Origin of the sequence: Streptomyces sp. NPDC021096 (assembly GCF_040641275.1) — a bacterium.
In the GTDB taxonomy this organism is placed as follows: Bacteria; Actinomycetota; Actinomycetes; order Streptomycetales; family Streptomycetaceae; genus Streptomyces.
The window spans coordinates 182,443-206,386 of the sequence record NZ_JBFADG010000001.1 but is presented as its reverse complement, the minus strand read 5'-3'; the positions used below and the strand labels follow the sequence as shown (position 1 = coordinate 206,386).

General features: G+C 71.5%; 21 protein-coding genes. 8 read left to right on the top strand and 13 right to left on the bottom strand.

Translation table 11 applies throughout. The annotated features are described in order from the left end of the window. Nucleotide 1: 1 nt before the first annotated feature. Nucleotides 2-841 carry a transglutaminase-like domain-containing protein gene (locus AB0G59_RS00955; protein ID WP_360906665.1) on the top strand — a complete coding sequence of 280 codons (840 nt, stop codon included), beginning with the start codon at nt 2-4 and terminating at the stop codon, nt 839-841. A gap of 15 nt (nt 842-856) precedes the next feature. On the opposite strand, the gene AB0G59_RS00950 is transcribed toward AB0G59_RS00955, so the two are convergent. The 8 genes from AB0G59_RS00950 to AB0G59_RS00915 all read right to left on the bottom strand — a co-directional run bounded on the left by AB0G59_RS00950 (nt 857) and on the right by AB0G59_RS00915 (nt 8,929). After that, complete coding sequence (locus tag AB0G59_RS00950) at nt 857-1,510, bottom strand: response regulator transcription factor (protein WP_360906663.1); 654 nt, start codon at nt 1,508-1,510, stop codon at nt 857-859. A gap of 32 nt (nt 1,511-1,542) precedes the next feature. Then, complete coding sequence (locus AB0G59_RS00945) at nt 1,543-2,745, bottom strand: histidine kinase (protein WP_360907534.1); 1,203 nt, start codon at nt 2,743-2,745, stop codon at nt 1,543-1,545. A 66-nt stretch (nt 2,746-2,811) separates the two neighbouring features. Continuing rightward, nucleotides 2,812-3,552 (bottom strand): ABC transporter permease, encoded by a 741-nt coding sequence (locus tag AB0G59_RS00940; protein ID WP_360906661.1) that lies wholly within the window; start codon nt 3,550-3,552, stop codon nt 2,812-2,814. Beyond that, complete coding sequence (locus tag AB0G59_RS00935; protein ID WP_360906659.1) at nt 3,549-4,502, bottom strand: ABC transporter ATP-binding protein; 954 nt, start codon at nt 4,500-4,502, stop codon at nt 3,549-3,551. Before AB0G59_RS00935 ends, AB0G59_RS00940 begins: the two co-directional genes overlap by 4 nt. Nucleotides 4,503-4,653: 151 nt before the next feature. Beyond that, nucleotides 4,654-6,993 (bottom strand): hypothetical protein, encoded by a 2,340-nt coding sequence (locus AB0G59_RS00930; RefSeq protein WP_360906657.1) that lies wholly within the window; start codon nt 6,991-6,993, stop codon nt 4,654-4,656. Nucleotides 6,994-7,339: 346 nt separating this feature from the next. Continuing rightward, the gene (locus tag AB0G59_RS00925; RefSeq protein ID WP_360906655.1) at nt 7,340-7,753 is read right to left on the bottom strand and encodes a DUF6113 family protein; all 414 of its coding nucleotides are present in this window, start codon (nt 7,751-7,753) and stop codon (nt 7,340-7,342) included. After that, complete coding sequence (mshB, locus tag AB0G59_RS00920) at nt 7,750-8,655, bottom strand: N-acetyl-1-D-myo-inositol-2-amino-2-deoxy-alpha-D-glucopyranoside deacetylase (RefSeq protein WP_360906654.1); 906 nt, start codon at nt 8,653-8,655, stop codon at nt 7,750-7,752. The genes AB0G59_RS00925 and mshB overlap by 4 nt, the downstream gene beginning before the upstream one ends. Before the next feature lie 79 nt (nt 8,656-8,734). Further along, nucleotides 8,735-8,929, bottom strand: a complete 195-nt coding sequence (locus tag AB0G59_RS00915) for a hypothetical protein (RefSeq protein WP_071964353.1) — start codon at nt 8,927-8,929, stop codon at nt 8,735-8,737. A gap of 210 nt (nt 8,930-9,139) precedes the next feature. Here AB0G59_RS00915 and AB0G59_RS00910 point away from each other — a divergent pair, with 210 nt between their 5' ends. The 6 genes from AB0G59_RS00910 (at nt 9,140) to AB0G59_RS00885 (ending at nt 17,582) form a co-directional block, all read left to right on the top strand. After that, nucleotides 9,140-11,260, top strand: coding sequence for a prolyl oligopeptidase family serine peptidase (locus AB0G59_RS00910; RefSeq protein WP_360906651.1), 2,121 nt, complete (start codon nt 9,140-9,142; stop codon nt 11,258-11,260). Nucleotides 11,261-11,522: 262 nt separating this feature from the next. After that, on the top strand, nt 11,523-12,512 hold the full coding sequence (locus AB0G59_RS00905) for an ABC transporter permease (protein ID WP_360906649.1): 990 nt from the start codon (nt 11,523-11,525) through the stop codon (nt 12,510-12,512). Between the two features lie 62 nt (nt 12,513-12,574). Further along, on the top strand, nt 12,575-14,383 hold the full coding sequence (locus AB0G59_RS00900) for an ABC transporter substrate-binding protein (RefSeq protein ID WP_360906647.1): 1,809 nt from the start codon (nt 12,575-12,577) through the stop codon (nt 14,381-14,383). 93 nt (nt 14,384-14,476) lie between these two features. Continuing rightward, on the top strand, nt 14,477-15,454 hold the full coding sequence (locus tag AB0G59_RS00895; RefSeq protein ID WP_360906645.1) for an ABC transporter permease: 978 nt from the start codon (nt 14,477-14,479) through the stop codon (nt 15,452-15,454). A 26-nt stretch (nt 15,455-15,480) separates the two neighbouring features. Beyond that, nucleotides 15,481-16,506: an ABC transporter ATP-binding protein gene (locus tag AB0G59_RS00890; protein WP_360906643.1), complete on the top strand. Its 1,026-nt coding sequence runs from the start codon at nt 15,481-15,483 to the stop codon at nt 16,504-16,506. Nucleotides 16,507-16,523: 17 nt separating this feature from the next. After that, a complete protein-coding gene (locus AB0G59_RS00885) occupies nt 16,524-17,582 on the top strand; it encodes a dipeptide ABC transporter ATP-binding protein (protein WP_360906641.1) in 1,059 nt (352 codons plus the stop codon). On the opposite strand, the gene AB0G59_RS00880 is transcribed toward AB0G59_RS00885, so the two are convergent. From AB0G59_RS00880 to AB0G59_RS00860, 5 genes are read right to left on the bottom strand one after another with little or no spacing between them, the layout of a single operon-like run. Beyond that, nucleotides 17,579-18,625, bottom strand: a complete 1,047-nt coding sequence (locus AB0G59_RS00880; RefSeq protein ID WP_360906639.1) for a dipeptide ABC transporter ATP-binding protein — start codon at nt 18,623-18,625, stop codon at nt 17,579-17,581. The genes AB0G59_RS00885 and AB0G59_RS00880 overlap by 4 nt on opposite strands. Continuing rightward, the gene (locus AB0G59_RS00875) at nt 18,615-19,610 is read right to left on the bottom strand and encodes an ABC transporter ATP-binding protein (protein WP_360906637.1); all 996 of its coding nucleotides are present in this window, start codon (nt 19,608-19,610) and stop codon (nt 18,615-18,617) included. The genes AB0G59_RS00880 and AB0G59_RS00875 overlap by 11 nt, the downstream gene beginning before the upstream one ends. Before the next feature lie 11 nt (nt 19,611-19,621). Further along, nucleotides 19,622-20,596 (bottom strand): ABC transporter permease, encoded by a 975-nt coding sequence (locus tag AB0G59_RS00870; protein WP_071964359.1) that lies wholly within the window; start codon nt 20,594-20,596, stop codon nt 19,622-19,624. Further along, nucleotides 20,589-21,512, bottom strand: coding sequence for an ABC transporter permease (locus AB0G59_RS00865; protein ID WP_360906634.1), 924 nt, complete (start codon nt 21,510-21,512; stop codon nt 20,589-20,591). The genes AB0G59_RS00870 and AB0G59_RS00865 overlap by 8 nt, the downstream gene beginning before the upstream one ends. 27 nt (nt 21,513-21,539) lie before the next feature. Then, nucleotides 21,540-23,165 (bottom strand): ABC transporter substrate-binding protein, encoded by a 1,626-nt coding sequence (locus AB0G59_RS00860; protein WP_360906632.1) that lies wholly within the window; start codon nt 23,163-23,165, stop codon nt 21,540-21,542. Between the two features lie 301 nt (nt 23,166-23,466). Between AB0G59_RS00860 and AB0G59_RS00855 the strand changes: the two genes are divergently transcribed. Then, nucleotides 23,467-23,841 (top strand): DUF6507 family protein, encoded by a 375-nt coding sequence (locus AB0G59_RS00855; RefSeq protein ID WP_360906630.1) that lies wholly within the window; start codon nt 23,467-23,469, stop codon nt 23,839-23,841. The last annotated feature ends 103 nt before the right edge of the window (nt 23,842-23,944 follow it).

The window sequence follows — 23,944 nt, the reverse complement described above, 5'->3', positions numbered from 1 at the left end:
CATGTACGACGACACCACTGACCGACGGCGGCGGTTCGCGGAGACGGCCCGGGACGAGCGGCCGGACCTGGCGCTGCTGTGCCTGCTGATCTCCGCCGAGGCGGAGGCGGGGCTGCCGGAGGAGGCGATCGACGCCACGCAGATGGAGCTGGACCGGCTGGCCGGGCTGCTGCCCGCGCTGGGCCGGCACGGGGAGCCGCGACGCTGGGCGGAGGCGCTCGCGGAGCTCCTCGGTGAGCGCTGCGGCTTCCACGGCTCGCCGGCGGACTACCGGCGGCTGGAGTCCTCGCTGCTGCACGAGGTCCTCACGCGGCGGCGCGGCCTGCCGATCCTGCTGTCCGTGATCTGGATGGAGGTCGCCCGACGGGCGGGGGCGCCCGTGTACGGGGTGGCGCTGCCGGGGCACTTCGTCGTCGGCTTCGGCGACCCGTACGGGCAGCACGCGCTGGCCGACCCCTTCGACGGGGGCCGGACCCTGTCCGAGGAGGACGCGGGCCTGCTGGTGGCGGGCGCGACCGGGGCGCCGCTGGCGCCGTCGATGTTCTCCCCGGCCGAGCCGCTGGAGATCGTGCTGCGCGTGCTGAACAACATCCGGGCCTGGGCCGCGGCCCGCCCCGAGCGCAGCGACGTCCAGCTCTGGGCCGTGGAGCTCTCCCTCCTGCTGCCCACCCACCCGGCCCGGCTCCGCTACGAGCGCGCCGAGCTCCTGGTGGAGCGGGGCGACTTCGCCCGGGGCGCACGCGAGCTGGAGGAGTACGCGGACGTGATCGCGCCGCTGGAGCCGACAGCGGCGCAGTCCGTGCGCCACCAGGCGATCGCCGCGCGGGCGATGCTCAACTGACGACCGGGGCCGCGCTCAGAGCCAGCCCTTGTCGCGGGCGATACGGACCGCTTCGGCGCGGTTGCGGGCGCCGGTCTTCTGGATGGCGGTGGAGAGGTAGTTGCGGACCGTGCCGTGGGAGAGGTGCAGGGCCGCGGCCAGTTCGGCGTTGGTGGAGCCGTCGGCGGAGGCGGTCAGGACGGCGCGCTCGCGGTCGGTGAGGGGGTTCGCCCCCTCCGCGAGCGCGGCCGCCGCCAGCGTCGGGTCGATGACGCGCTCGCCGCGCAGCACCCGGCGCAGCGCGTCCGCCAGGCGCGCGGCGGGGGCGTCCTTGACCAGGAAGGCGTCCGCGCCGGACTCCATGGCCCGGCGCAGATAGCCCGGCCGCCCGAAGGTGGTCAGGATGACGACCTTGAGCCCGGGCAGCTCGCGCCGCAGCAGGGCGGCCGCGTCGAGGCCCGTCATGCCGGGCATCTCGATGTCCAGCAGCGCCACGTCGAGCGGGGTGCGGCGGGCCGCGTCCAGGACCTCGTCGCCCCGTGCCACCTGGACGACGACCTCGATGTCCCCCTCCAGTCCCAGGAGCGCGGCCAGCGCTTCGCGGACCATCGACTGGTCCTCGGCGAGAAGGACCCGGATGGCGGGCCGGTCGTGGGCGTCGTGGGGCGTCGCGGGCTGAGCTGCAGTCACAGCGACAGGGTAGGTGCCGGCGGGCCTCGCCCTCACGCCTGCCGCTCCACCTCCGTCCCCGCCCCTGCCGCCACGACGGGGCGCGAGAGCGGGACATAGGCCCGCAGCAGGAATCCGCCGCGCGGCGCCTGGCCGGTCTCCAGCCGGCCGTCGGCGAGCGCCAGTCGCTCGGTGAGACCGGTCAGGCCGTTGCCGGGCGAACCGCCCGGCCCCCGGCCGTTGTCGGTGACGGTCAGACAGAGCTCGTCCCCCGACTCGGTGAGCGTCACCTCGCAGCGTCGCGCCCCGCTGTGCCGCACCACGTTGGTCACCGCTTCCCGCAGCGCCCAGGCCAGCGCGCCCTCCTCGTCGGGCGGCAGGTCGGGGTGGTCCGGGGCGGCCCCGGAGAGGTCGACGGCGATGCCGGCGGCGGCCAGAGCCGTGCGGGCCCCGGCGAGCTCGGCCTCGAGGGTGGGGCGGCGATAGCCGCTCACCGCTTCCCGGACGTCCACCAGGGCCTGGCGGCTCACCCGTTCGATGTCCGCGACCTGCTGGGCGGCCTGCTCGGGCTTGTCCGGCAGCATCCGCCCGGCCAGCTCGCTCTTGAGCGTGATGAGCGAGAGCGAGTGGCCGAGGAGGTCGTGCAGGTCGCGGGCGAGCCGCAACCGTTCCTCGTTGGCGGCGAGGTGAGCCACCGTCGCCCGTGCTTCACGCAGCGCACGGGTCGTCAGGGCCATCTGCCGCACCCCCACCATCGCGAAGCCGCCGAGGAGGGCCGGGATCAGCAGGGCGCCGATGAGCGCACCCACTGATCCCGGCATGCCCGCGCCGACGGCCACCAGTACCCCCGTGACCAGCGGAATCGCGACGCGAGCGAGCTTCGCCGGCAGAACCGCACCGCAGGAGATGCCGACGAAGACGAAGAGCACGAGCCAGGACGGCCCGAGCGCCAGGGACAGCACCAGCGCGAGCGACATCAGCGCGCCCAGCCAGGCCAGCACCCGGGACCGCTCCAGGGCCCGGGAGGTGTGCCGGAACACCAGGGCCAGATAGGCGCTCACGAAGGCCACCAGGCCGATGCCGCCGAGGACGTCGGCGAGGGGGCCGTGGTGGTCTCCGAGGACGTCCTCGGCGGGCGCCGCCAGATAGGCGAGCCAGATGGAGATCCACAGCAGCTTGATGATCATCTGCCGGCGGGTCTCGGGACGCATCCCGATGGCGGCGTTGTCGGAGGACGGCTCGTCCTCGGTCTCCATGACCACGCGCCACAGCTTCCGGCGTCGCTCGTCTTTGGCCACAGCAGCCCCCTCCCTCTCGGCCGCTCAGGCCTTGCGTGTGTCCTTGCGGTAGAGCCACGCGGCCCCACCTGCGAAGAGCACAAGATAGGCGAAGAGCAGGCTGACGTCCTTCAGGTGCGGTGCGTCGCCCACCTCGATGGCCTGGCCGAGGGCGGCGTAGGCGTGGGTGGGCGTCCAGGCGGCGATGTCCTGCAGCCACTGCGGGAAGGTCGTGGTCGGCATCCACAGACCGCCCAGGATCGCCAGGGCGAAGTAGATGATGAACGTGATGGGCCGTACGGCGTCGCCCGTGGCGAGGTAGCCGATGGCCACGCCGAGCGCGGCGAAGACGATGCTGCCGGCCCAGATGGAGCCCGTGAGCGCCACCCACTGCCAGGCGTCGAGGCGGACGTGCTTGACCGCGGCGGCGACGGCGAAGACGGCGAGGATCGAGGGGAGGGAGACGACGGAGGCGGAGGCCACCTTGGCCGCCACGTAGCCGCGGCCCGGCAGAGCGGTGAGGCGCAGCTGGCGCACCCAGCCCTTCTCGCGCTCCTTGGCGATCTTCTCGCTGTTGCCGACGAGGACGGCGGTGATGGCGCCGAAGGAGGCCATGGAGACCATCATCAGCAGCGGCAGGGTCAGCTTCGTGCCCTTGACCAGCTCGTCCTCGCTGGCGCCGCCTGCGATCAGCACGTAGAGCAGGACGGGGTAGAGCACGGAGAAGAACACGAACTTCTTGTTGCGCAGGGTGCGCGCGATCTCGAGCTTGACCAGAGTCTTCATCGGGCCGCCTCCTCGGCGGTCGCTGCGTCGTTGATGGCGAGGAAGGCCTGCTCCAGGCCGAGGCCCGCGACCTCGAGGTTGCGCGGGTAGAGGCCGAGGCCGTAGACGGCGTGGACGGTCGCGTCGGCGTCCTGGGACTGGATGCGGACCGTGCGGCCGGATATCTCCAGCGACGACAGGAACGGCAGCTCCCGCAGCGCGGCCTCGCCCACCGGCTGGTCGAGGTCGAAGACGATCCGGCGGCCGCCGGCCTTCGCCTTGATCTCGGCCGCCGAGCCGTCGGCCAGCACGCGACCCTGGCGCAGCACGATCACCCGGTCGGCGATGGCGTCGGCCTCTTCGAGGTAGTGGGTGGCGAAGAGGACCGTACGGCCCTGGCGGGTCTGCTCGCGCATCACGGCCCAGAAGGCCTGACGGGCCGAGACGTCCATGCCGGTGGTCGGCTCGTCCAGGACGATGAGGTCGTTGGCGCCGGCCGTCGCGAGGGCGAAGCGCACCCGCTGCTCCTGGCCGCCGGAGAGCTTGTTGACCATGCGGTCGGCGATGTCGGTGAGGTCCGCGGCCGCCAGCACCTGGTCGACCGGGAACGCCCGGGGGTGCAGATCGCAGGCGACCTTCACCAGTTCGCGGACCTTCACGTCCTCCATCAGGCCGCCGGACTGCAGCATCGCGCCGACCCTGCCGCGCGCGATGGCCTGGCCCGGGGTCATGCCGAAGACCTCGACGCGGCCTGCGTCGGGGTTCCGCAGCCCCAGCAGCAGGTCGAGCGTCGAGGACTTGCCCGCCCCGTTCGGCCCGAGGAGGGCCACGGTCTCGCCCGGGTAGAGGGCGAGGTCCAGGTCGGCGACGGCCCGTACGGTGCCGTAGCTCTTGCTGACGTTCTCGAAGCTGACCACGGGTGCGCCGGTGCGGCGCCCGTCCCCCGTGACCGTGGTTGCTGTGGTGCTCATGGAGAAAATCATCGCGGCCCGGCGCGGCGCCGGGCAGTGTCAGCCGTCGTGAACCGGCGATGACAGATGTCATGGGTGGGATGACAGAAGTGAGCCCCCGCGCCGGGGGCGGCACGGGGGCTCGGTACGCCGTCGGGCGGCGGTGGGCAGGTCAGCCCAGCGGGATCGTGCCGATCCGTTCGGCCGGGGTCTTGCCGCGCAGCGCCTTGCCGAGGGCGACCGCGACGTCCGTCGGCTGGACGGGCGTCTTGGCGCCGTTGCCGCGCTGGATCTGGACGCCGTTGAAGGCGCTCCCGTAGAGCTCCTTGATCGCTTCCAGGTCGTAGTTCTCGACGAGCTTGCCGTTGACCTCCTTGACAGTGAGGATCTTCGGCAGCGAGCGGTCCGGACCGAACTGGATCTTGTGCGCCGGGTCGGTCTGGATCGTGACGAGGCCGGACATCGCGGGCGTGGCGAAGTCCTTCATCATCCGGTCGACCTCGGCTTTGGCCACCTTCGGCTGCTGCGGGGAGGTCTGCAGGGTGATGGGCTTGTCCTGGCCGGTGGCCGCCCGCTCGCGGAAGGCCTTGGAGACCTCCTTGACCGAAGCGTCCACGTTCACGCCCTGGTAGGGCTGGCCGTAGACGGGCACGGCCTTGCCCGGCTCGAACTTGATGGTGCCTTCCTTCGCCGTGCCCGTCTCGCCGGCGAGCGTCTTGAGCGCGGCGGCGATCTTCTCCTCGTCCGCGACCACGGTCGGCTCGGCCGTGCGGCTGCCGCCGATGAGCGAGCTGAGGACGGTGACGGGGTTGTAGTCCCGGCCGGCCGCGGCGCGCACGGTGGCCTGGGTGTCGATGGACAGGCCGGCCACCGACGGCTTGAGGTCGGCCGTCTTGCCGCCGATGGTGACCTTCAGCGGCGCTCCGGTGCGGCTCGCCAGGGCGGAGTCGAGGGTCTGCACGGCCTGGTCCTTGGACTTGCCGCCGATGTCGATGCCGAGGACGGTGGTGCCGTTCGGTACGTCCGCGTGGTCGAGCAACAGGCCGGCGCCGTAGGCGAGACCGACCAGCGCGACGAGCCCGCCGCCGAGCAGGACGAGCTTGGAGCGGCCCTTCTTCTTGGGCGCGCTCTTGGCCGCGCTCTTCGGAGCGCTCTTCGCCGGGGTCTTGGGGGCCGCCGCGGACGGTCCGCCCGCCGGGGCCGGCTTGGGCTTCGGTACGGGCACCCGGGGCGCGCCGCTGTCCACGGCGCGCTGGGCGCCCTGGCCTGCCGCGGGCGGCACCGGAGGCACGCCGCTGACCAGCGTCTCGCCGGTCCGGCCGGCGGCGGGAGCGGGTGCGGGCGTCTTCGGGCCGCGCTTCTTCTTGCCCTTGGCCGGGGCGTTGCCGCCCTGCGCCGCGGGGTTGCCGGGACCCTGCGGGGCGCCCGGGACGGCCGGGAAGCCCTCGCGCGGGGTGTCCGTACGGCTGCCGGCGAAGGCGGCACCGCCGGCGGGCACGCCGCCGATGGTGGCCCCGACGGTGGGCGCGGAGAACTGCTGCGTGGTGGCGGGGCGGGCCTGCGGAGCGCCGCCGGGCGCGGCCGGGCTGCCGGGCCACGGCGCGGGGTCGGCCTGCCGGGGGGTGTTGCCGCCGGCCGGCGCCTCGCCGCCCGGCCACGGGGTGGCGGCCGTGGTGGAGGAGCCTCCCGGCCAGTCGTCGACGGGCGCGTCGGGGGTGCCGCCCGGCCAGGGGGCCGCACCGTTCGCGGCCGGACCGCCCGGGGCGGGCGGCTGCTGCATGGCACCGGTCGTGGAGGAGTCGCCCGGCCACGGCGTGGTGCCCGTGGTCTGCGGGTCGCCCGGCCAGGGCGCGGCGCCGTCGGTGGCGGCACCCGGCGCCGGGTGCTGCATGGCACCGGCCGAGGGGTCACCCGGCCACGGCGTCGCGGCCGTGGTGGAGGGGTCGTTGCCCGGCCAGTCGTCGACGGGCGCGGCCGGGGCGCCCCCCGGCCAGGGGGCCGCACCGTTCGCGGCACCGGCCGTGGGGGCGGACGCCTGCGGCACCGCTCCCGTCGTCGAGGCGTCGCCCGGCCAGGGGCCCGCGCCCGTGCCCGCGGCACCGCCGTGCGCCGGCGGGCGCTGGGCGCCGCCCGTGCCCGCGGCACCGCGGCGCGGCAGCGGCGGCGGCTGCTTGCCGCCGGCCGCGGCCTGCCGGCGCGCGGCGCCCGTGGCGGGCGGCGGGGCCGGGGAGGACTTACGCGGCGCGAACCAGTCGCTGGTCTTGTCGCCCGAGCCCGCACCGTCGGCCGCGGCGTCCGGAGCCGGCGCGGCGGCCTTGCGGTCCTGCTTGGGGCGCGTGGGGAGGCTCTCCCTGCGCGCGGGGAGGCTCTCCTTGCGCTCGGCGGTCGCGCCGCCCGGGGCGGGCGCGGGGGCCGCGTCGGCGGCCGGCGCCTCGTCACCGACGGGCGTGCGCAGGACGACCGGCGGGATGGGTCGCGAGCCCGGGATGTTGATGCGGATCCGCGTCGTCATCGTGGTCTCGGTCTTCGGCTCACCCGGCTTGGCGGATGAAGCGGAAGCAGCTGATCCGGTCGGTTCCTCGCCGGAGGCGGTCCCGTACGGCGGGGTGCCCGAAGGGTAGGCGGCTCCGCCGCGCCCCTGGGGCCCGGAGGACGAACTGTCAGATGCACGGCTCAAAGCAGGTTCTCCCGGTTACTCTTCGCCGCCCTCGTTTGACCTCGCTCGGGGTCGCCCATTGCCGGAGGCCAGGGGAGGCTCGGCGGCGCGCACCACCATACTGGGCACCACGGGCCCGTACTCGACGACCGCTGCTTCACTCCCCCGGCCGGTGGAGGGCAGTCGGGTAGAAATCGTCACGTCACTTGCCAAGTCGGGCCGACGGCCCGTCCGGTTGCGGCACTTTCGGAACCGTGGCGCAGATCACAGCCACGGCCATTCCGCCCAGCAGGAAGGCATATGAACCGATTCCGGCCTGAAAGAGAAAGTCTCCTTCCGGCCGGTTGGCGGCCAGGACGAGCGCCGCGATCAGCCATCCCGTGCCGGCCGCCGCGCCGCCGGCCCTGGCCCGGGTGAGCAGGACGGCGCCGTAGCAGAGCCCGGCGAGGGCGAGCAGGGCCAGCAGCAACCCGCCGGGGAACCAGCCGCCTTGCACGAGCGATCCGGCGATCCCGGTCAGGAAGCCGAGGGCGGCCAGGCCGGCGTACGCGCACAGGCGCCCGGCGCCCGGCAGCTTCAGCAGGCCGTCGCCCATACCGTTCGAGCCGCCGGTCATGCGTCCGCTCCCGTCACGCCCGCGAAGAGGTCGTCCTCGCGGTCGGCACCGGGCCGGCCGCGGACGAGCTTGTAGTACTCGGTGGGGAACAGCGGTTGCCCCAGGTCGTTGGAGAGCGCGAAGAACGGGCCGTCCACGGCGATCTGCGTGGCATGGGCACGCATCGCGGCGGCCTTCTCGGGCGCGTGGGCGGAGGCGTCGACGGCCGCGGTGACCTCCTCGTCGGGCACGACGCCGGGGACGTCGTCGGGCGAGGCGACGCCGGGGAAGACCTCTCCCTGCCGGCCGGCCTCGCGCAGCCGCGCGAAGCCCTCCTCGAGCACCGAGCGCGGGACGCAGTTCCAGTAGACCTTCGCGACTTCGTGGGCGTCGCCGAGGTCGCGGCGGAACGCCGACTCCGCGGCGAGCTCCACGGCCCGCATGGCGACGCGGTGCGCCTGGATGTGGTCGGGGTGGCCGTAACCGCCGTCCGGGTCGTACGTGACGAGGACCTGGGGACGCACCTCGCGGATCACCTCAACGAGGTACGCGGCGGCCTCGTCCACGTCGGCCCGCCAGAAGCACTCGGGGCGCTCGTTCTGCGGGGCGCCCATCATGCCGGAGTCGCGGTAGCGCCCGGGGCCGCCGAGGAAGCGGTGGTCGGTGACGCCCAGCTCCCTCATCGCGGCGGCGAGTTCGCCCAGCCGGTGTGCGCCCAGGGTGTTGTCCCGATCCGCGGCGAGATGTGCCAGATCGGGCGGGATGACCTCGCCCTCCTCGCCCAGGGTGCAGGTCACGAGCGTGACATGGGCACCCTCGGCGGCGTACTTGGCCATGGTCGCGCCGTTGTTGATCGATTCGTCGTCCGGGTGCGCGTGCACCAGGAGCAGCCGGCGGCCGGGCAGGAGGGAACGGTCGGTCATGGGAACAGCCTACGAGCCGCACGGGCCCGCCGGAGCGCCACCTGGGCGGCGCCCCTTTCACCACGACCGTGCGGTCGGATCAGAACTTAATGTTGTTGATCATGCTCGCGACGCTGTTGCTCAGCTGGTTGAGCGTCGGGGCGACGGTGGAGCTCGCCAGATAGAAGCCCAGCAGCACGCAGACCACTGCGTGGCCGGCCTTCAATCCGGACTTCCGGACCAGCAGGAAGACGATGATCGCCAGCAGCACCACCGCCGAAATCGAAAGTGCCACAGCGGCTCACCTCCAGGAAATGCGGTCGGAAGGACGGCATACGAATGCCCGGACAGGCATACGACGCCAGGGAGTCATACCCACTATGCGCGAGCGATCATAACTTTCCGTGCGTGCGCATGACTCGGTGCACGGGCGCAAACACGGGGCGCACGGCGAGTTCTCGCCGTCTTGGGTGAACCCGGTGGTAAGGCCCGTAGGCTCGCCCGCATGACCGGACAGCTCTCGTTCCCTCGGCAGCACGCCCGCACCCAACGCTTCTCCCTCGGCGCGCCGCGCTCCTTCGGCGTGTCGCCCGACGGCTCGCGCGTCGTCTTCCTGCGCTCGCGCACCGGCACCGATCGGGCGAACGTCCTGTGGGTGCTCGACCTGGACACGGGCCGCGAGTACCCGGCCGCCGACCCGGTGGTCCTGCTGGGCGGTGCCGACGAGGAACTGTCCGACGAGGAGCGGGCGCGCCGCGAGCGCAGCCGGGAGGGCTCCGCGGGCGTCGTGGGCTACGCCGTGGACGGCGCCGTGGAGTTGGCCGCTTTCGCACTCTCCGGGCGCCTGTGGGTGGCGGAGCTGCGCGGCGGCACGGCGGCCGAACTGCCCGTCCCGGGGCCGGTCGCCGACCCCAGGCCCTCGCCCGACGGCCGCCATGTGGCGTACGTGGCGGGCGGCGCCCTGCGCGTCGTGGGGGCCGACGGCAGCGGCGACCGGGCGCTGGCCGAGCCGGAGAACGCCACCACCACGTGGGGGCTGGCCGAGTTCATCGCCGCCGAGGAGATGCACCGGCTGCGCGGCTTCTGGTGGTCGCCGGACGGCGACGCGCTGCTGGCCGCCCGCGCGGACGACGCGCCCGTGCAGCGCTGGTGGATCGCCGACCCGGCCAACCCCGGCAGCGCGCCCGCCGAGGTCGCCTACCCGGCGGCCGGTACGCCCAACGCCCTGGTGTCGCTGTCCCTGCTGGGCCTGGACGGCTCGCGGACCGACGTCGAGTGGGACCGCGAGCGCCACCCCTATCTCGCGCGCGTGCACTGGTCGGCGGACGGCCCGCCGGTGCTGCTGGTGCAGTCGCGCGACCAGCGCTCCCAGGCGTACCTCGCGGTCGACACCGCGACCGGGGCCACACGCGTCCTGCACGCGGACGAGGATCCGAAGTGGCTGGAACTTTTCGACGGTGTGCCCGCGTGGACGCCCGACGGACGGCTCGTGCGCATCGCGGACGAGGACGGGGCCCGGGTGCTGGTGGTCGGCGACCGGGCACTGACGGGGCCGCAGCTGCACGTGCTGTCGGTACTGGACGTCTGCGGGGGCGACGTGCTGATCGCCGCGGCCGCCGGGCCGCAGGCCGCGGACCCGGAGACCGGCCAGGCGCACGTCTACCGCGTCGACGAGCAGGGCGTCGAGCGGCTTTCGGAGGAGCCGGGCCGTCATTCGGCGGTGCGTTCGGGCGAGGTGACGGTGATGGCGACGGCGTCCCTGGACGCCCCCGGCGCCCGGGTGCGGGTGCTGCGCGACGGCAAGCAGATCGCCGAGGTGCCCTCGTACGCCGAGACGCCCGTGCTCGCCTCCCGCGCCCGGCTGACCCGGGCCGGCGCGCGCGGCATCCCCTGCGCGGTGCTGCTGCCGTCCGGCTACCGGGACGGCGACGGGCCGCTGCCGGTGCTCATGGACCCCTACGGCGGGCCGCACGGGCAGCGCGTGGCCGCGGCCCACAACGCCCATCTGACGTCGCAGTGGTTCGCCGACCAGGGCTTCGCCGTGGTCGTCGCCGACGGCCGGGGCACCCCGCACACCTCTCCCGACTGGGAGAAGGCCGTCCACGAGGACTTCGCCGGCGTCACGCTGGAGGACCAGGTGGAGGCGCTGCGGGCGCTGGCCGCGGACCATCCGCTGGACCTGGGCCGGGTGGGCATCCGCGGCTGGTCGTACGGCGGCTATCTGGCGGCGCTGGCGGTGCTGCGCCGCCCGGACGTCTTCCACGCGGGCGTCGCGGGCGCCCCGGTCACCGACTGGCGGCTGTACGACACCCACTACACCGAGCGCTATCTGGGGATGCCCCAGGAGCGTCCGGAGGTGTACGCGCGCAACTCGCTCGTCACCGACGCCGGTCTGTCGTCGCCCGCGGAGCAAACCCGTCCGCTGATGATCGTTCACGGGCTCGCGGACGACAACGTGGTGGCCGCCCACACCCTCCGGCTGTCGTCGGCTCTGCTGGCGGCGGGCCGTCCGCACGAGGTGCTGCCGCTGTCGGGGGTCACGCACATGACCCCGCAGGAGGAGGTCGCGGAGAACCTGCTGCTGCTCCAAGTCGACTTCCTCAAGCGTTCCTTGGGCATGATCTGAATCCGGACGCCCCCGTTGGGGTGGTCCGGTGCGCGGCGTGCTTGACGGGCTGTCAAGCACGCCGCCACCTCGATCTGCACAACCTTCGCTCAAGATGCCGGGGAAGGCCCCATCGTCCACGGCAGCCCCCTTGACTGCACTGTGCGTCCGTTGCGAAAGTCCGCTGAACCCCACCGCGTCCATGCCGGCCGCGCGCGGGGCGGACGCGACCACAGTGCGGGGGATCTGCGCGATGACGAGTCCTTCCCAGACACCTTCCCCGATGCCTTCCCCGGCCGTCGCCGGGCCGGCACCGGCCGGGCAGCCCGCCGAGCTCGTGGGCCGCTCGCCCGGACAGCTGATGTGGCGGCGCTTCAAGCGCGACCGCCCGGGTGTCGTCTCCGCCTTCGTCGTGGCCTTCTTCTTCGTCGTCGCCCTCGCCGCCCCGCTGATCTCCAAGCTCTACGGCAAGGACCCGACGACGACCTACGGGCTCAACGAGCCGGGCCTGCTGAACGAGTTCGGCTATCCGGTCGCGCCCAACGGCGGCATCTCCGGCGAGTTCTGGTTCGGCATCGAGCCGACGCTCGGCCGGGACGTCCTCACCCAGCTCGTCTACGGCATCCGCACCTCACTGCTCATCGCCGCCGCGGCCACGGTGCTGTGCGTGCTGACCGGCATCGTGGTCGGGGTGACGGCCGGCTACGCGGGCGGCAGGACCGACTACTTCCTGGGCCGCTTCATCGACCTCCTGCTGGCCTTTCCCAGCCAGCTGTCGTTCATCGCCTTCACCCCGGTCGTCTACTCCCTCTTCGTGAGCCCCGAGAAGGAGACCCCGACGTACCTGCGGGTGCTGACCCTGATCCTGGTGCTGTGGGTGCTGGGCTGGATGGGCCTGGCGCGCCTGCTGCGCGGTCAGGTGCTCAGCCTCCGGGAGCGGGAGTTCGTGGAGGCGGCGAAGGTGACCGGCGCCTCGCCGTGGCGGATCATCACCAAGGAGCTGCTGCCCAATCTGTGGACCCCGATCCTGGTGCAGTCGACGCTGATGCTGCCGATGATCGTGACCATCGAGGCGGGGTTGTCCTTCATCGGCGTCGGCATTCTGGAACCGACCCCCGACTGGGGCCGGATGTTCGCCAACGGCGCCGCCTACTACGAGAGCGACATCACCTACATCTTCTTCCCCGGGCTGGCGATGATCGTTTTCGTGGTCGCCTTCAACCTCCTCGGGGACTCGGTCCGGGACGCCTTCGACCCCCGGACCAGGCGCTGACAGCTCCCCCGCACGTCGTCCACGACCGGCAGCCGACAGGCAACCGACAGGCAGGTGCATCCATGACTTCCGCGACGATGTCCCCCGGGCGCAGGGCCCGGCTCTGGGCCGTGGCCCTGGCAGCAGGGGCCCTGACGCTCTCCGCGTGCAGCAGCGGAGGGGGTGGGGGCGGCGACGGGGGCAAGGAGAGCCAGGGGCCGGGCGAGGACAAGACCACGTCCGCGCACTACTCCATCGGCACCAAGGCCGACTCCACCGGGCCCGCCCCCGAGGTCGCGGGCGCGAAGAAGGGCGGCACCGTCGGCGTCCTGCAGCGCGACGCCTTCAACCACCTCGACCCGGGCCAGATCTACTACTCCGACGTCCTGACCAACCAGATGCTCTACAACCGCACCCTCACCTCCTACAAGGTGGACGACAAGGGCCAGGTGAAGATCGTCGGGGACCTCGCCACGGACGCCGGCACCTCCTCCGAGGGCGGCAGGACCTGGAAGTTCACGCTCAAGGACGGCCTGAAGTTCGAGGACGGCTCGCCCATCACCGCAAGCGACGTCCGCTGGGGCATCGAGCGCCTCTACGCCCCCTTCGAGACCGACGGGCCGCTCTACATCCCGCAGTGGCTCTCCGGCGACGGCAACGACTTCCGCAAGGCGCTGCCCGACGGCCCGTACGAGGGCAAGCACCTGCCGGCGTCGGTGCTGGACACCCCGGACGACAAGACGGTGGTCTTCCACTTCCGCCAGCCCCACGCGGACACACCGTTCGCGACGGCCATGCCGAACGTGGGCCCGGTCAAGGCCGCCAAGGACACCAAGCAGAAGTACGACAACGCGCCCTTCGCCTCCGGCCCGTACAAGGTCGGCGACTACAAGGTCGGCAAGTCGCTGACGCTCGTGCGCAACGAGCACTGGGACCCGAAGACGGACCCGGTCCGGCACCAGTACGCCGACCGGTTCGAGATCAGCTTCGGCCATCAGTTCACGGACTCCACCCGCCGCTTCCTCGCCGACCAGGGCGCCGACAAGAACACGATGACGTTCACCAACGCCGTCGCCCCGGAGATGACCGAGAAGGTCCTGGGCCAGGCCGCCACCAAGGCCCGCCGCCTGGTGGAGATCCAGCCCTACGTCGACTACATCAGCTTCAACATCGACCGGCTGCCGGACGTCAAGGTCCGCAAGGCCCTCGCCTACGCCATGCCCAACGGGCAGATCGTGCAGCAGATGGGCGGGACGACGGCGGGCCTGCTGGCCACCAACTACCTCTCCCCCGCGACGGACGGCTACGAGCCCACCGACCCGTACGGGAAGAAGTCCCACCCGGCCGGTGACACGGAGAAGGCCAAGCAGCTGCTGAAGGAGGCCGGCAAGACCGGCCAGGAGATCGTCTACGCCTACGCCAACACCGACGTCCAGCAGAAGGTGGCGGTCGTCGTCACCCAGGCGCTGGAGCGGGCGGGCTTCAAGGTGCAGAAGAAGGAGGTCGACTCCAACACCTGGCGCACCGCGATCGCGGAGGTGAAGAACAAGTTCGACATCTACCGCACCTCGTGGGGCGCGGACTGGCCCGTCTCCTCGACGGTCGTCCCGCCGCTCTTCGACGGCCGGCAGGTCGCCGACGGCGCCCAGAACTACAGCCACCTCAAGAACACGGCCGTCGACAAGGAGATCGACCGCATCAGCGCGATCCCCGAGGTGAAGAAGGCCGCGCCCGAGTGGCAGAAGCTGGCCGACAAGATCCTCACCGATGACGCGGCGGGCGTGCCGACCTTCTACAACCGGCTGTTCGCCCTGTGGGGTTCGAACCTCGGCGGGGTCAAGTACCACCCGGTCTACGGGAGCGTGGACCCGACCGGAGTGTTCGTGAAGTAGCGATGCCACCGGGCCGGGCCGCGCGTGGGCCCGGCCCGGCCACCCCACCCGCCCCGGACGCCCGCCGACCGGAAGACGCCACCCGGAAGAACCATGCTGAGATTCCTCGCCCGCCGCTCCCTCGGCGCGATCGTCATCGTCCTGCTGATCAGCGCGATCACGTTCTTCCTCTTCTTCGCGCTGCCCTCCGAGCCCGCCCTGATGTCCTGCGGGAAGAACTGCACCCCGGACGCGCTGGCGGTCATCAACAAGAACCTGGGCCTGGACCAGCCGGTGCCCGTCCAGTACTGGCACTACATGACGGGCATCTTCACCGGCCGCGACTTCTCCGTGGGCCACTGCCCGGCGCCCTGCTTCGGCTACTCCTTCTCCAACCAGCAGCCGGTCTGGGGCACCATCGTGGACCGCTTCCCGACCACCTTGTCCATCACCCTCGGCGGCGCCACCGTCTTCCTGGTCGTCGGCGTGGGCATCGGCATGATCGCCGCCTCCTACCGGGGCACGTGGATCGACAAGTTCTTCAGCTCCCTGTCGCTGATCGGCGGCGCCCTGCAGATCTACTTCGTCGGCGTCGTCGCCCTCGCCGTCCTGGTCAGCGGTCTGCACTGGATGGACAACCCCGCCTACCACCCCATCACCGAGAACCCGGTGAAGTGGTTCACGGGCATGCTCATCCCCTGGTTGGTGCTCTCCATCATCTTCATCGCCAACTACAGCCGGATGACCCGCTCCCAGATGATCGAGCAGCTCGCCGAGGACCATGTGCGCACCGCGCGCGCCAAGGGCCTCTCCCGGCGCACGGTCTTCTTCCGCTACGCCTGGCGGGGCGCGATGGCCCCGATCGTGACCATCTTCGGCATCGACCTCGGCTCGCTCTTCGGCGGGGCGATCATCACCGAGTTCACCTTCAGCCTGCACGGGCTCGGGCGGCTCGCGGTCTCCTCGGTCAGCGAGACGGACCTGCCCACCCTGATGGCCGTGATGCTCGTCGGCTGCACGGCGATCGTCGTCGCCAACATCGTCGTCGACGCCGCCTACGCCTTCATCGACCCGCGCGTGCGGCTCGCCTAGCCGTCACCCGTCAGGAGACCGCGACCGTGACCCCTCCCACCCCCTTCCTGAGCGTCAGGGACCTGTACGTGCGCTTCGCCACCGAGGACGGGACCGTACGGGCCGTGGACGGCCTCTCCTTCGGCCTGGAGCGCGGCCGCACGCTCGGCATCGTCGGCGAGTCCGGCTCCGGCAAGTCGGTCACCAGCCTCGCCGTGCTCGGCCTGCACGAGGCCCGCCAGGCGGAGATCCGCGGCGAGATCGTGCTGGACGGCCAGGAGCTGACCGGGGCCTCCGAGCCGGTGCTGGAGAAGCTGCGCGGCGACAAGATGGCGATGATCTTCCAGGACTCGCTCACCGCGCTCTCCCCGTACTACACCGTCGGCCGGCAGATCGCCGAGCCCTTCCGCAAGCACACCGGTGCCTCAAAGCGGGACGCCCGGCTGCGGGCGATCGAGATGCTGGAGAAGGTCGGCATCCCCAACGCCGCGCTGCGCGTCGACGACTATCCGCACCAGTTCTCCGGCGGCATGCGCCAGCGCGCGATGATCGCCATGGCGCTGGTCTGCGACCCCGAGCTGCTCATCGCGGACGAGCCGACGACCGCGCTGGACGTCACCGTCCAGGCCCAGATCCTCGATCTGCTCAAGGACCTCCAACAGCAGACCGGTTCGGCCATCATGCTCATCACCCACGACCTCGGCGTCGTCGCCCACACCGCCGACGAGCTGCTCGTGATGTACGCGGGCCGGGCCGTGGAGCGCGGCACGGTCCGCGAGGTGCTGCGCGAGCCCCGGCACCCCTACACCTGGGGGCTGCTGGGCTCGATGCCCCGCTTGTCCTCGGACGTCGAGGAGCCGCTCCTGCCCATCCCGGGCACGCCGCCGAGCCTGCTGGCGCCGCCGCCCGGCTGCCCCTTCCACCCGCGCTGCGGCTACACGACCGAGGTGGAGGGGGACCGCTGCCGCACCGAGCGGCCGGAGCTGCCGGAGGGGCGCGGCGCGGCCTGCCATCTGAGCGCGGAACGCAAACGGACCGTCTTCACCGAGCAGATCAAGCCCCGGCTGGGCTGACGAGCGGAGCGAGAGCCATGACCGACATCCTGGTCGCCGAGGGCCTGACCAAGCACTTCCCCATCATGGGCGGCTTCCCCGTCAAGCGCAGGGTCGGCGCCGTGCAGGCCGTGGACGGCGTCGACCTGGCCGTACGGGCCGGTGAGAGCTTCGGCCTGGTCGGCGAGTCGGGCTGCGGCAAGTCCACCACCGGGCGGCTGCTGACCCGGCTGCTGGAGCCGACCGCCGGCCGGATCCTCTACGAGGGCGAGGACATCACCCACGCGGACCGCCGGCGGCTCGCCCCGATCCGCTCCGAGATCCAGATGATCTTCCAGGACCCGTACTCGTCACTCAACCCCCGGCAGACGGTCGGAAAGATCATCTCCGGCCCGATGGAGATCAACCGCATCGCCCCGGCGGGCGGCCGCGAGGCGCGCGTGCGCGAGCTGCTGGAGACCGTGGGCCTGAACCCCGAGCACTACAACCGCTTCCCGCACGAGTTCTCCGGCGGCCAGCGCCAGCGCATCGGCATCGCACGGGCGCTGGCGCTCGAGCCCAAGGTGATCGTGGCGGACGAGCCGGTCTCGGCGCTCGACGTCTCCATCCAGGCGCAGGTGGTCAACCTGCTGCACGGGCTGCGGCGCGAGCTGGGCATCGCGTTCCTCTTCATCGCCCACGATCTCGCGGTCGTACGGCACTTCTCGCAGCGCGTGGCCGTGATGTACCTCGGCAAGATCGTGGAGGTGGGCGCGCGCGACGACATCTACGAGCGCCCCCGCCACCCGTACACGCACGCCCTGCTCTCGGCCGTGCCGGAGGCGGCGGACCTCGACGATGCCGACGGCACCGCGCGCGAACGCATTCGACTGGCCGGTGACGTGCCGTCACCGATCCGGCCGCCGAGCGGCTGCCGCTTCCGGACGCGGTGCTGGAAGGCACGCGAACGGTGCGCGACGCAGGAGCCGCCGTTGCTCCGTGCGGAGGGCAGCGGCGAGGGGCACCTGTCGGCGTGCCACTTCCCGGAGCCGCCGACGGTGGAACGGGACGCGGAGATCATCCTGGACCCGGGGCTCCTCCCCGGACCCCGGTCCTAGCCGTCACGTTCCGTCGGTACCACCCGCCGCTCCTCCGCGTAGTGGCAGGCCGAGGCGTGCGCCTCCGGGCCGCCGCCCTCGCGGAACCAGTCGGGGACCTCGATCGGCGGCACGATCAGCGCGCACTTCTCCTTGGCCTTCCAGCAGCGGGTGCGGAAGCGGCAGCCGCTCGGCGGGTGGGCCGGGGAGGGTACGTCGCCGGAGAGGAGGATGCGCTCGCGCCGCTCGCGTGCCGCCGGGTCCGGTACCGGCACGGCGGAGAGCAGGGCCTGGGTGTAGGGGTGGGTGGGGTGCTCGTAGATCTGGACGTCCGTGCCGACCTCCGCCAGCCTGCCGAGGTACATCACCGCCACCCGGTCCGAGATGTGCCGCACCACGGACAGGTCGTGCGCGATGAACACGTACGACAGCTCGAACTCCCGCTGCAGCCGCTCCAGCAGGTTGACCACCTGCGCCTGCACGGAGACGTCGAGCGCGGAGACCGGCTCGTCCGCGACGATCACCTCCGGGCGCAGCGCCAGCCCGCGCGCGATGCCGATGCGCTGCCGCTGGCCGCCCGAGAACTGGTGCGGGTAGCGGTTGATGTACTCGGGGTTGAGCCCGACCACGTCGAGGAGGTCCCGCACCTTCTGGCGGCGGCTGCCCTTGGGCGCGGCCTCGGGGTGGATCTCGAAGGGCTCGCCGATGATGTCGCCGACGGTCATGCGGGGGTTGAGCGAGGTGTACGGGTCCTGGAAGACCATCTGGATGTTGCGGCGTACGGTCTTCAGGGCGCGGCGGGACAGCTTGGCGATGTCCTCGCCCTTGTACCGGATCTCCCCCGCGGTGGGGCGTTCGAGGTTGACGAGCATCTTGGCGACCGTGGACTTGCCGCAGCCGGACTCCCCCACGATGCCGAGGGTCTCGCCGGGCCGCAGGTCGAAGGAGACCCCGTCGACGGCGTGGACCGCGCCGACCTGTTTCCTGATCAGCACGCCGCGGGTCAGCGGGTAGTGCTTGACCAGGTCCCGTACCTCCAGGATCGCCTCGCCGTCAGCTCTCATCGAGCGTCTCCTTCCAGAAGTGGCAGGCGCTGGCGCGGCCGGGGGCGACGGCGAAGAGCGGGGGCCGGTCGGTGCGGCAGATGTCCTGGGCCATGGGGCAGCGCGGATTGAAGGGGCAGCCGGCCGGGATGGCGGTGAGGTTGGGCGGCAGGCCCTTGATGGCGTAGAGCTCCCGGCCCTTGCGGTCGAGCCGCGGGATGGAGTCCAGCAGGCCCTTGGTGTACGGGTGGGCGGGCGCGGCGTACAGCTCGTGGACGGGCGCGGTCTCCACGATCCGGCCCGCGTACATCACCGCGATCTTGTCGGCGACGTCCGCGACCACGCCCAGGTCGTGGGTGATGAGGACGAGGCCCATGTTGTATTCGCGCTGCAGCTCGGCGAGCAGGTCCATCACCTGGGCCTGGACGGTGACGTCCAGGGCGGTCGTCGGCTCGTCCGCGATGATCAGGTCGGGCTCCAGGGCCAGCGCCATCGCGATCATGATGCGCTGGCGCATGCCGCCGGAGAACTGGTGCGGATAGTCCCGCACCCGGTCCTCGGCGGCCGGGATGCGCACCCGGTCCATCAGCTGGGCGGCCCGGGCGCGGGCGTCCTTGCGGGTCATGCCCTGGTGGACCTCGTACATCTCGCCGAGCTGCGCGCCCACCGTCATCACGGGGTTCAGCGAGGACAGCGCGTCCTGGAAGATCATGGCGAGCTTGGCGCCGCGCACCCGGCGGCGGTGCTCCTCGCCCATGGTGAGCAGGTCCTTGCCCCGGAAGAGGACCTCGCCGCCGGTGACGTGGCCGGGCGGGCTGTCGAGGATGCCCATGACGGCCTGCGCGGTCACCGACTTGCCGGAGCCGGACTCGCCGAGGACGGCGAGGGTCTCGCCCGCGCCGACGGAGTAGCTGACGCCGTTGACGGCCTTGGCCACCCCGTCCCGGGTGCGGAACTCCACGTACAGGTCGCGCACGTCGAGCAGCGCCGGCTGTCGCTCTGTCATCCGCCTGCTCCTCAGCGCAGCTTGGGGTCGAGGGCGTCGCGCACCGCGTCGCCGAGCATGATGAACGCGAGCACCGTGATGCTCAGGGCGCCCGCCGGCCACAGCAGCATGTGCGGGGCGTTGCGGATCTGGTTGGAGGCGTTGGAGATGTCAATGCCCCAGGAGACGGTGGGGGGTTTGAGCCCGACGCCGATGAAGGAGAGGGTGGCCTCGAGCGCGATGTAGGTGCCCAGTGCGATGGTGGCGACGACGATGACGGGCGCCACCGCGTTGGGCGCGATGTGGCGCAGCAGCAGCCGGCTGTTGCCGGCGCCCAGGGCGCGGGCGGCCTGGACGTAGTCGTGCTGCTTGGCGCCGACCACGGCGCCACGGGCGATGCGGGAGATCTGCGGCCAGCCCAGCAGCACGATGAAGCCGACGACCGGCCACACCGAGCCGCTGGTGACCATGGACAGGAAGACCAGCCCGCCCAGGATGATCGGGATGCCGAAGAAGATGTCGGCCAGCCGCGAGAGCAGCCCGTCCCACCAGCCGCCGAAGAACCCGGCCAGCCCGCCGAACACGCTGCCCAGCAGTGCGGCCCCCGTCGTGGCGCACACGCCGACGGCGATGGAGGCCCGCGCGCCGTAGACCGTACGGGTGTAGACGTCGCAGCCCTGGGCGTCGTAGCCGAAGGGGTGGCCGGGCTGGGAGCCCTCCTGCGCCTTGGACAGGTCGCAGCTGAGGGGGTTGCCGCTCGCGATGAGGCCGGGCCAGACGGCGATGAGCACCAGGAAGACGATGACCAGCGCGGAGACGATGAAGACGGGGTTGCGCCGCAGGTCGTGCCAGGCGTCCGACCACAGGCTGCGGGCCTTGCCGCTGGCGGTGCCACCGGGGATGGGGCCGCCTTCGAGCGTCTCGGCGTCGCTGGTGGCCAGGGACATCGCCCCGCCGTCCCCCGGGGTGATGGTGGCGTTGGGGTCGGAAGGATCGAGCTCAGGCATAGCGGATCCTCGGGTCGAGCACGGCGTACAGGAGGTCGACGATCAGGTTGGCCGCCAGGAAGACGATGACGAGGACGGTCACGAAGCCGACGACGGTGGGCGAGTTCTGCCGCAGGATGCCCTGGTAGAGCTGGTAGCCGACGCCGTGGATGTTGAAGATCCGCTCGGTGACGATGGCTCCGCCCATCAGGGCCCCGATGTCGGTGCCGATGAAGGTGACGACGGGGATGAGGGAGTTGCGCAGCAGGTGCCGGGTGATGACGCGGTGGCGCGGCAGGCCCTTGGCGACGGCCGTGCGGAGGTAGTCGGCGCGGGAGTTCTCGGCGATGGACGTGCGCGTCAGGCGGGTGACGTAGGCCAGCGAGGTCAGGGCGAGCACGATGCCCGGCAGGAGCAGCTCGTCGAAGGGGGCGGCGGGCGACACGGACGGGGAGACGACCCCCCATTTGACGCCGAAGAGGTACTGCAGCACATAGCCGCTGACGAACGTCGGGATGGAGACGACGATCAGGGTGACCAGCAGGACGGAGGTGTCCACGGAGCGGCCGCGCCGCAGCCCGCTGAGGAGGCCGAGGGTGATGCCGATGACGATCTCGAAGAGGAGGGCGACGAGCGTCAGGCGCAGGGTCACCGGGAAGGCGTCGGCCATCAGCTCGGTGACGTCCTGGCCGTTGAAGGCGGTGCCGAAGTTTCCGGTGAGGATCTGCCCCATGTAGTGGAGGTATTGCTTCCAAAGGGGTGCGTCGAGGTAGAGGTCCTTGCGGATGCGCGCGGCGGTCGCGGGGTCGGGGGCCTTGTCGCCGAAGAGGGCGGCGACGGGGTCGCCCAGGGCGTAGACCATGAAGAAGATCAGGAACGTGCTGCCGATGAACACGGGGATCATCTGGAGCAGCCGCCGGAGCACATACCGTCCCATGAGGACCAGGGCCTTTCTGGGACGGGTCTACTTGACGGTGATCCGCTCGTAGACGGGCACGCTGAAGGAGTTCAGCTCCACGTCGCCGATGCTCTCGGAGTAGCCCGCGCTGCCGTTCTGGTACCAGAGCGGGATGGCCGGCATCTGCTCGGCGAGGATCTTCTCCGCGTCCTGGAACTTGCCGATGGCCTTCTCGGTGTCGGACTCGGCGTTGGCCTCGTCGACGAGCTTGTCGAACTGCGCGTCGCTGAACTTGCCGTAGTTGGAGGAGGCGCCGGTGTAGTAGAGCGGCTGCAGGAAGTTCTGGGCGAGCGGGTAGTCCATCTGCCAGCCGGAGCGGAAGAGGCCGGCCACGCGCTGCTCGGAGACCTGGTTGCGGAAGTCGGCGAAGGTGCCGACGGGGTTGACCGTGCAGGCCTTGTCGTTGCCCAGCGCGTTGTTGACGCTGTTGCAGACGGCGTCCATCCACACCCGGTGGGAGCCGGTGTCGACGTTCGAGGTGATGGTGACCTTGCCGCCCGGCAGCCCGCCCGCCTCCTGGATCAGCTTCTTCGCCTCGCCGGGGTTGTACGTGCAGGCGTCGCCGCACAGGCCGGCCTTGTAGCCGCCCTTCTCCCCCAGCACCGGTGAGGTCCAGTCCGTGGCCGGGGTGCGGGTCTTCTGGTAGATCTGCTCGGTGATCTGATCGCGGTTGATGGCCATGGACAGCCCCCGGCGGACCTTCTCCATCCCGGCCCGGGACCAGTTCGGGTCGTACATCGGGAAGACGACGGTCTGGATGATGCCGGCGGGCTGGTTGATATAGCGGTCGCCGAGGTCGTTCTTGACGTTCTTCAGCTGGGCGCTGGGGATGTCGTCGACGAGGTCGATGTTGCCGGCCTGCAGGTCGGTGTAGGCGGTGTTGTTGTCGGTGTAGACGCGCAGTTCCACGCCGGCGTTCTGCGCCTTGTCCTCGCCGGGGTACCCCTCCCAGCGGCTGAGCCGCATCGAGGAGCCCTTGGTGTACGAGTCGATCATGTACGGCCCGTTGCCGACGGGCTTCTTCAGCCAGTTCGCGTGGTCGTCGTAGAACGCCCGGGGCAGCGGCGCGTAGGCGGCGTAGCCCAGGGTGTCGGGCCAGGTGGAGAACTTGGTGCGCAGCTTGACGGTGAACGTGCGGTCGTCCTTGACGACGAGGCCGGAGAGGGTCTTGGCGGTGGCGGAGCCGGCGGCGGGGTGGACCTTGTCGTAGCCCTCGATGTCCTGGAAGAAGGAGGCGTTCTTCTGCTTGTTCCCGACCACGGAGGCGTAGTTCCAGGCGTCGACGAAGGACTTGGCGGTGATCTTCTCGCCGTTGCTGAACGTCCAGCCGTCCTTGAGGGTGATGGTGAAGGTCTGCTGGTCGGCACTGTCGATCTTCTCGGCGAGCATGTTCCTGGCCTCGCCGGTCTTGGGGTCGTACTCCTTCAGCCCGCGGAAGATCATGGTGAGGACCTTGCCGCCCTGCACCTCGTTGGTGTTGGCGGGTTCGAGCGGACTCTGGGGATCCCCCCACGAGGCCCGCACGACCCCCGCGCCGCTGCCGCCCCCTCCACCGCCGCATCCGGTGGCCGTCAGCGCGACCCCGGCCGCACAGACGGCGAGAGCGGCTGTGGCGCGCGTGCGTCCACGCATGGAGTGCCTCCTCGGGTCCTACGTCTCGCTCCGACCCAAATAACACCTTATGGAGTGACTCATGAGGGCGTTCCGGAGGCGCATGGGCCGAGAAACCGCCCGTATGCGCGAGCGGTGGGGGCGGTGGGGAGGGGTGGCGGGGCGGTCGGCCGACACGCCATGCGAACACGTTGCATGGCGAACACACTTTCTGTAGACATGGATGCGGTTCGGTGGGGCTGATGTGACAGGGAATCACCGAAGACCGGAGTGACGGGTTCCGGCCAGGGGTCGACCGGGACCAGGGGGAAGGGGGGCTTACGTGACGAGCTGGGACATCAGGCCGGGCGCCGTGTACGGCGTGCTCGGCAGGGCGGCGACGGCGGCGGAGGGGCTGTCGAAGGTGGGCCAGGGGGTGCAGAAGTCCCTGCCGGCCGCCGCGGCCGCCGCGGGGACGATCAGCGGCATGTACTGCGGCGAAGCCCCCAAGGGGTGGGTCGGAGCCGCCCTCGCCGAGTTCGGCAAGGAGTGGCAGTCGCAGCTGGCGTACGTGGCGCAACGCACCGCCAACTCCCTGAACGGCGCGAAGAAGGCCACCGACGAATACGTCCAGGGCGACCTGAAGATGGCCGAGGACGCGCACCGCAAGGCGCTTGAGGAGCCCAGGATAGAGATGCCCGGGCAGGGGAAGAAATGAGCGCAGCGACCAGCTCATCGTCCCCTCGGGCATACCGCAGTTCACCGGAAATCTGGGCACACTCGAGACCGAGACCAAGGCACTGGCAGCGGACGCCAAGCTG

What these genes read in the sequence shown, in the direction of transcription:
- AB0G59_RS00955 (WP_360906665.1), top strand. Translation starts at nt 2, where the DNA reads ATGTACGACGACACCACTGACCGACGGCGGCGGTTCGCGGAGACGGCC.
- AB0G59_RS00945 (WP_360907534.1), bottom strand. Translation starts at nt 2,745, where the DNA reads ATGGAGACCGAGGACGAGCCGTCCTCCGACAACGCCGCCATCGGGATG.
- AB0G59_RS00940 (WP_360906661.1), bottom strand. Translation starts at nt 3,552, where the DNA reads ATGAAGACTCTGGTCAAGCTCGAGATCGCGCGCACCCTGCGCAACAAG.
- AB0G59_RS00935 (WP_360906659.1), bottom strand. Translation starts at nt 4,502, where the DNA reads ATGAGCACCACAGCAACCACGGTCACGGGGGACGGGCGCCGCACCGGC.
- AB0G59_RS00930 (WP_360906657.1), bottom strand. Translation starts at nt 6,993, where the DNA reads ATGACGACGCGGATCCGCATCAACATCCCGGGCTCGCGACCCATCCCG.
- AB0G59_RS00925 (WP_360906655.1), bottom strand. Translation starts at nt 7,753, where the DNA reads ATGACCGGCGGCTCGAACGGTATGGGCGACGGCCTGCTGAAGCTGCCG.
- mshB (WP_360906654.1), bottom strand. Translation starts at nt 8,655, where the DNA reads ATGACCGACCGTTCCCTCCTGCCCGGCCGCCGGCTGCTCCTGGTGCAC.
- AB0G59_RS00910 (WP_360906651.1), top strand. Translation starts at nt 9,140, where the DNA reads ATGACCGGACAGCTCTCGTTCCCTCGGCAGCACGCCCGCACCCAACGC.
- AB0G59_RS00905 (WP_360906649.1), top strand. Translation starts at nt 11,523, where the DNA reads ATGCCTTCCCCGGCCGTCGCCGGGCCGGCACCGGCCGGGCAGCCCGCC.
- AB0G59_RS00900 (WP_360906647.1), top strand. Translation starts at nt 12,575, where the DNA reads ATGACTTCCGCGACGATGTCCCCCGGGCGCAGGGCCCGGCTCTGGGCC.
- AB0G59_RS00895 (WP_360906645.1), top strand. Translation starts at nt 14,477, where the DNA reads ATGCTGAGATTCCTCGCCCGCCGCTCCCTCGGCGCGATCGTCATCGTC.
- AB0G59_RS00885 (WP_360906641.1), top strand. Translation starts at nt 16,524, where the DNA reads ATGACCGACATCCTGGTCGCCGAGGGCCTGACCAAGCACTTCCCCATC.
- AB0G59_RS00880 (WP_360906639.1), bottom strand. Translation starts at nt 18,625, where the DNA reads ATGAGAGCTGACGGCGAGGCGATCCTGGAGGTACGGGACCTGGTCAAG.
- AB0G59_RS00875 (WP_360906637.1), bottom strand. Translation starts at nt 19,610, where the DNA reads ATGACAGAGCGACAGCCGGCGCTGCTCGACGTGCGCGACCTGTACGTG.
- AB0G59_RS00870 (WP_071964359.1), bottom strand. Translation starts at nt 20,596, where the DNA reads ATGCCTGAGCTCGATCCTTCCGACCCCAACGCCACCATCACCCCGGGG.
- AB0G59_RS00865 (WP_360906634.1), bottom strand. Translation starts at nt 21,512, where the DNA reads ATGGGACGGTATGTGCTCCGGCGGCTGCTCCAGATGATCCCCGTGTTC.
- AB0G59_RS00860 (WP_360906632.1), bottom strand. Translation starts at nt 23,165, where the DNA reads ATGCGTGGACGCACGCGCGCCACAGCCGCTCTCGCCGTCTGTGCGGCC.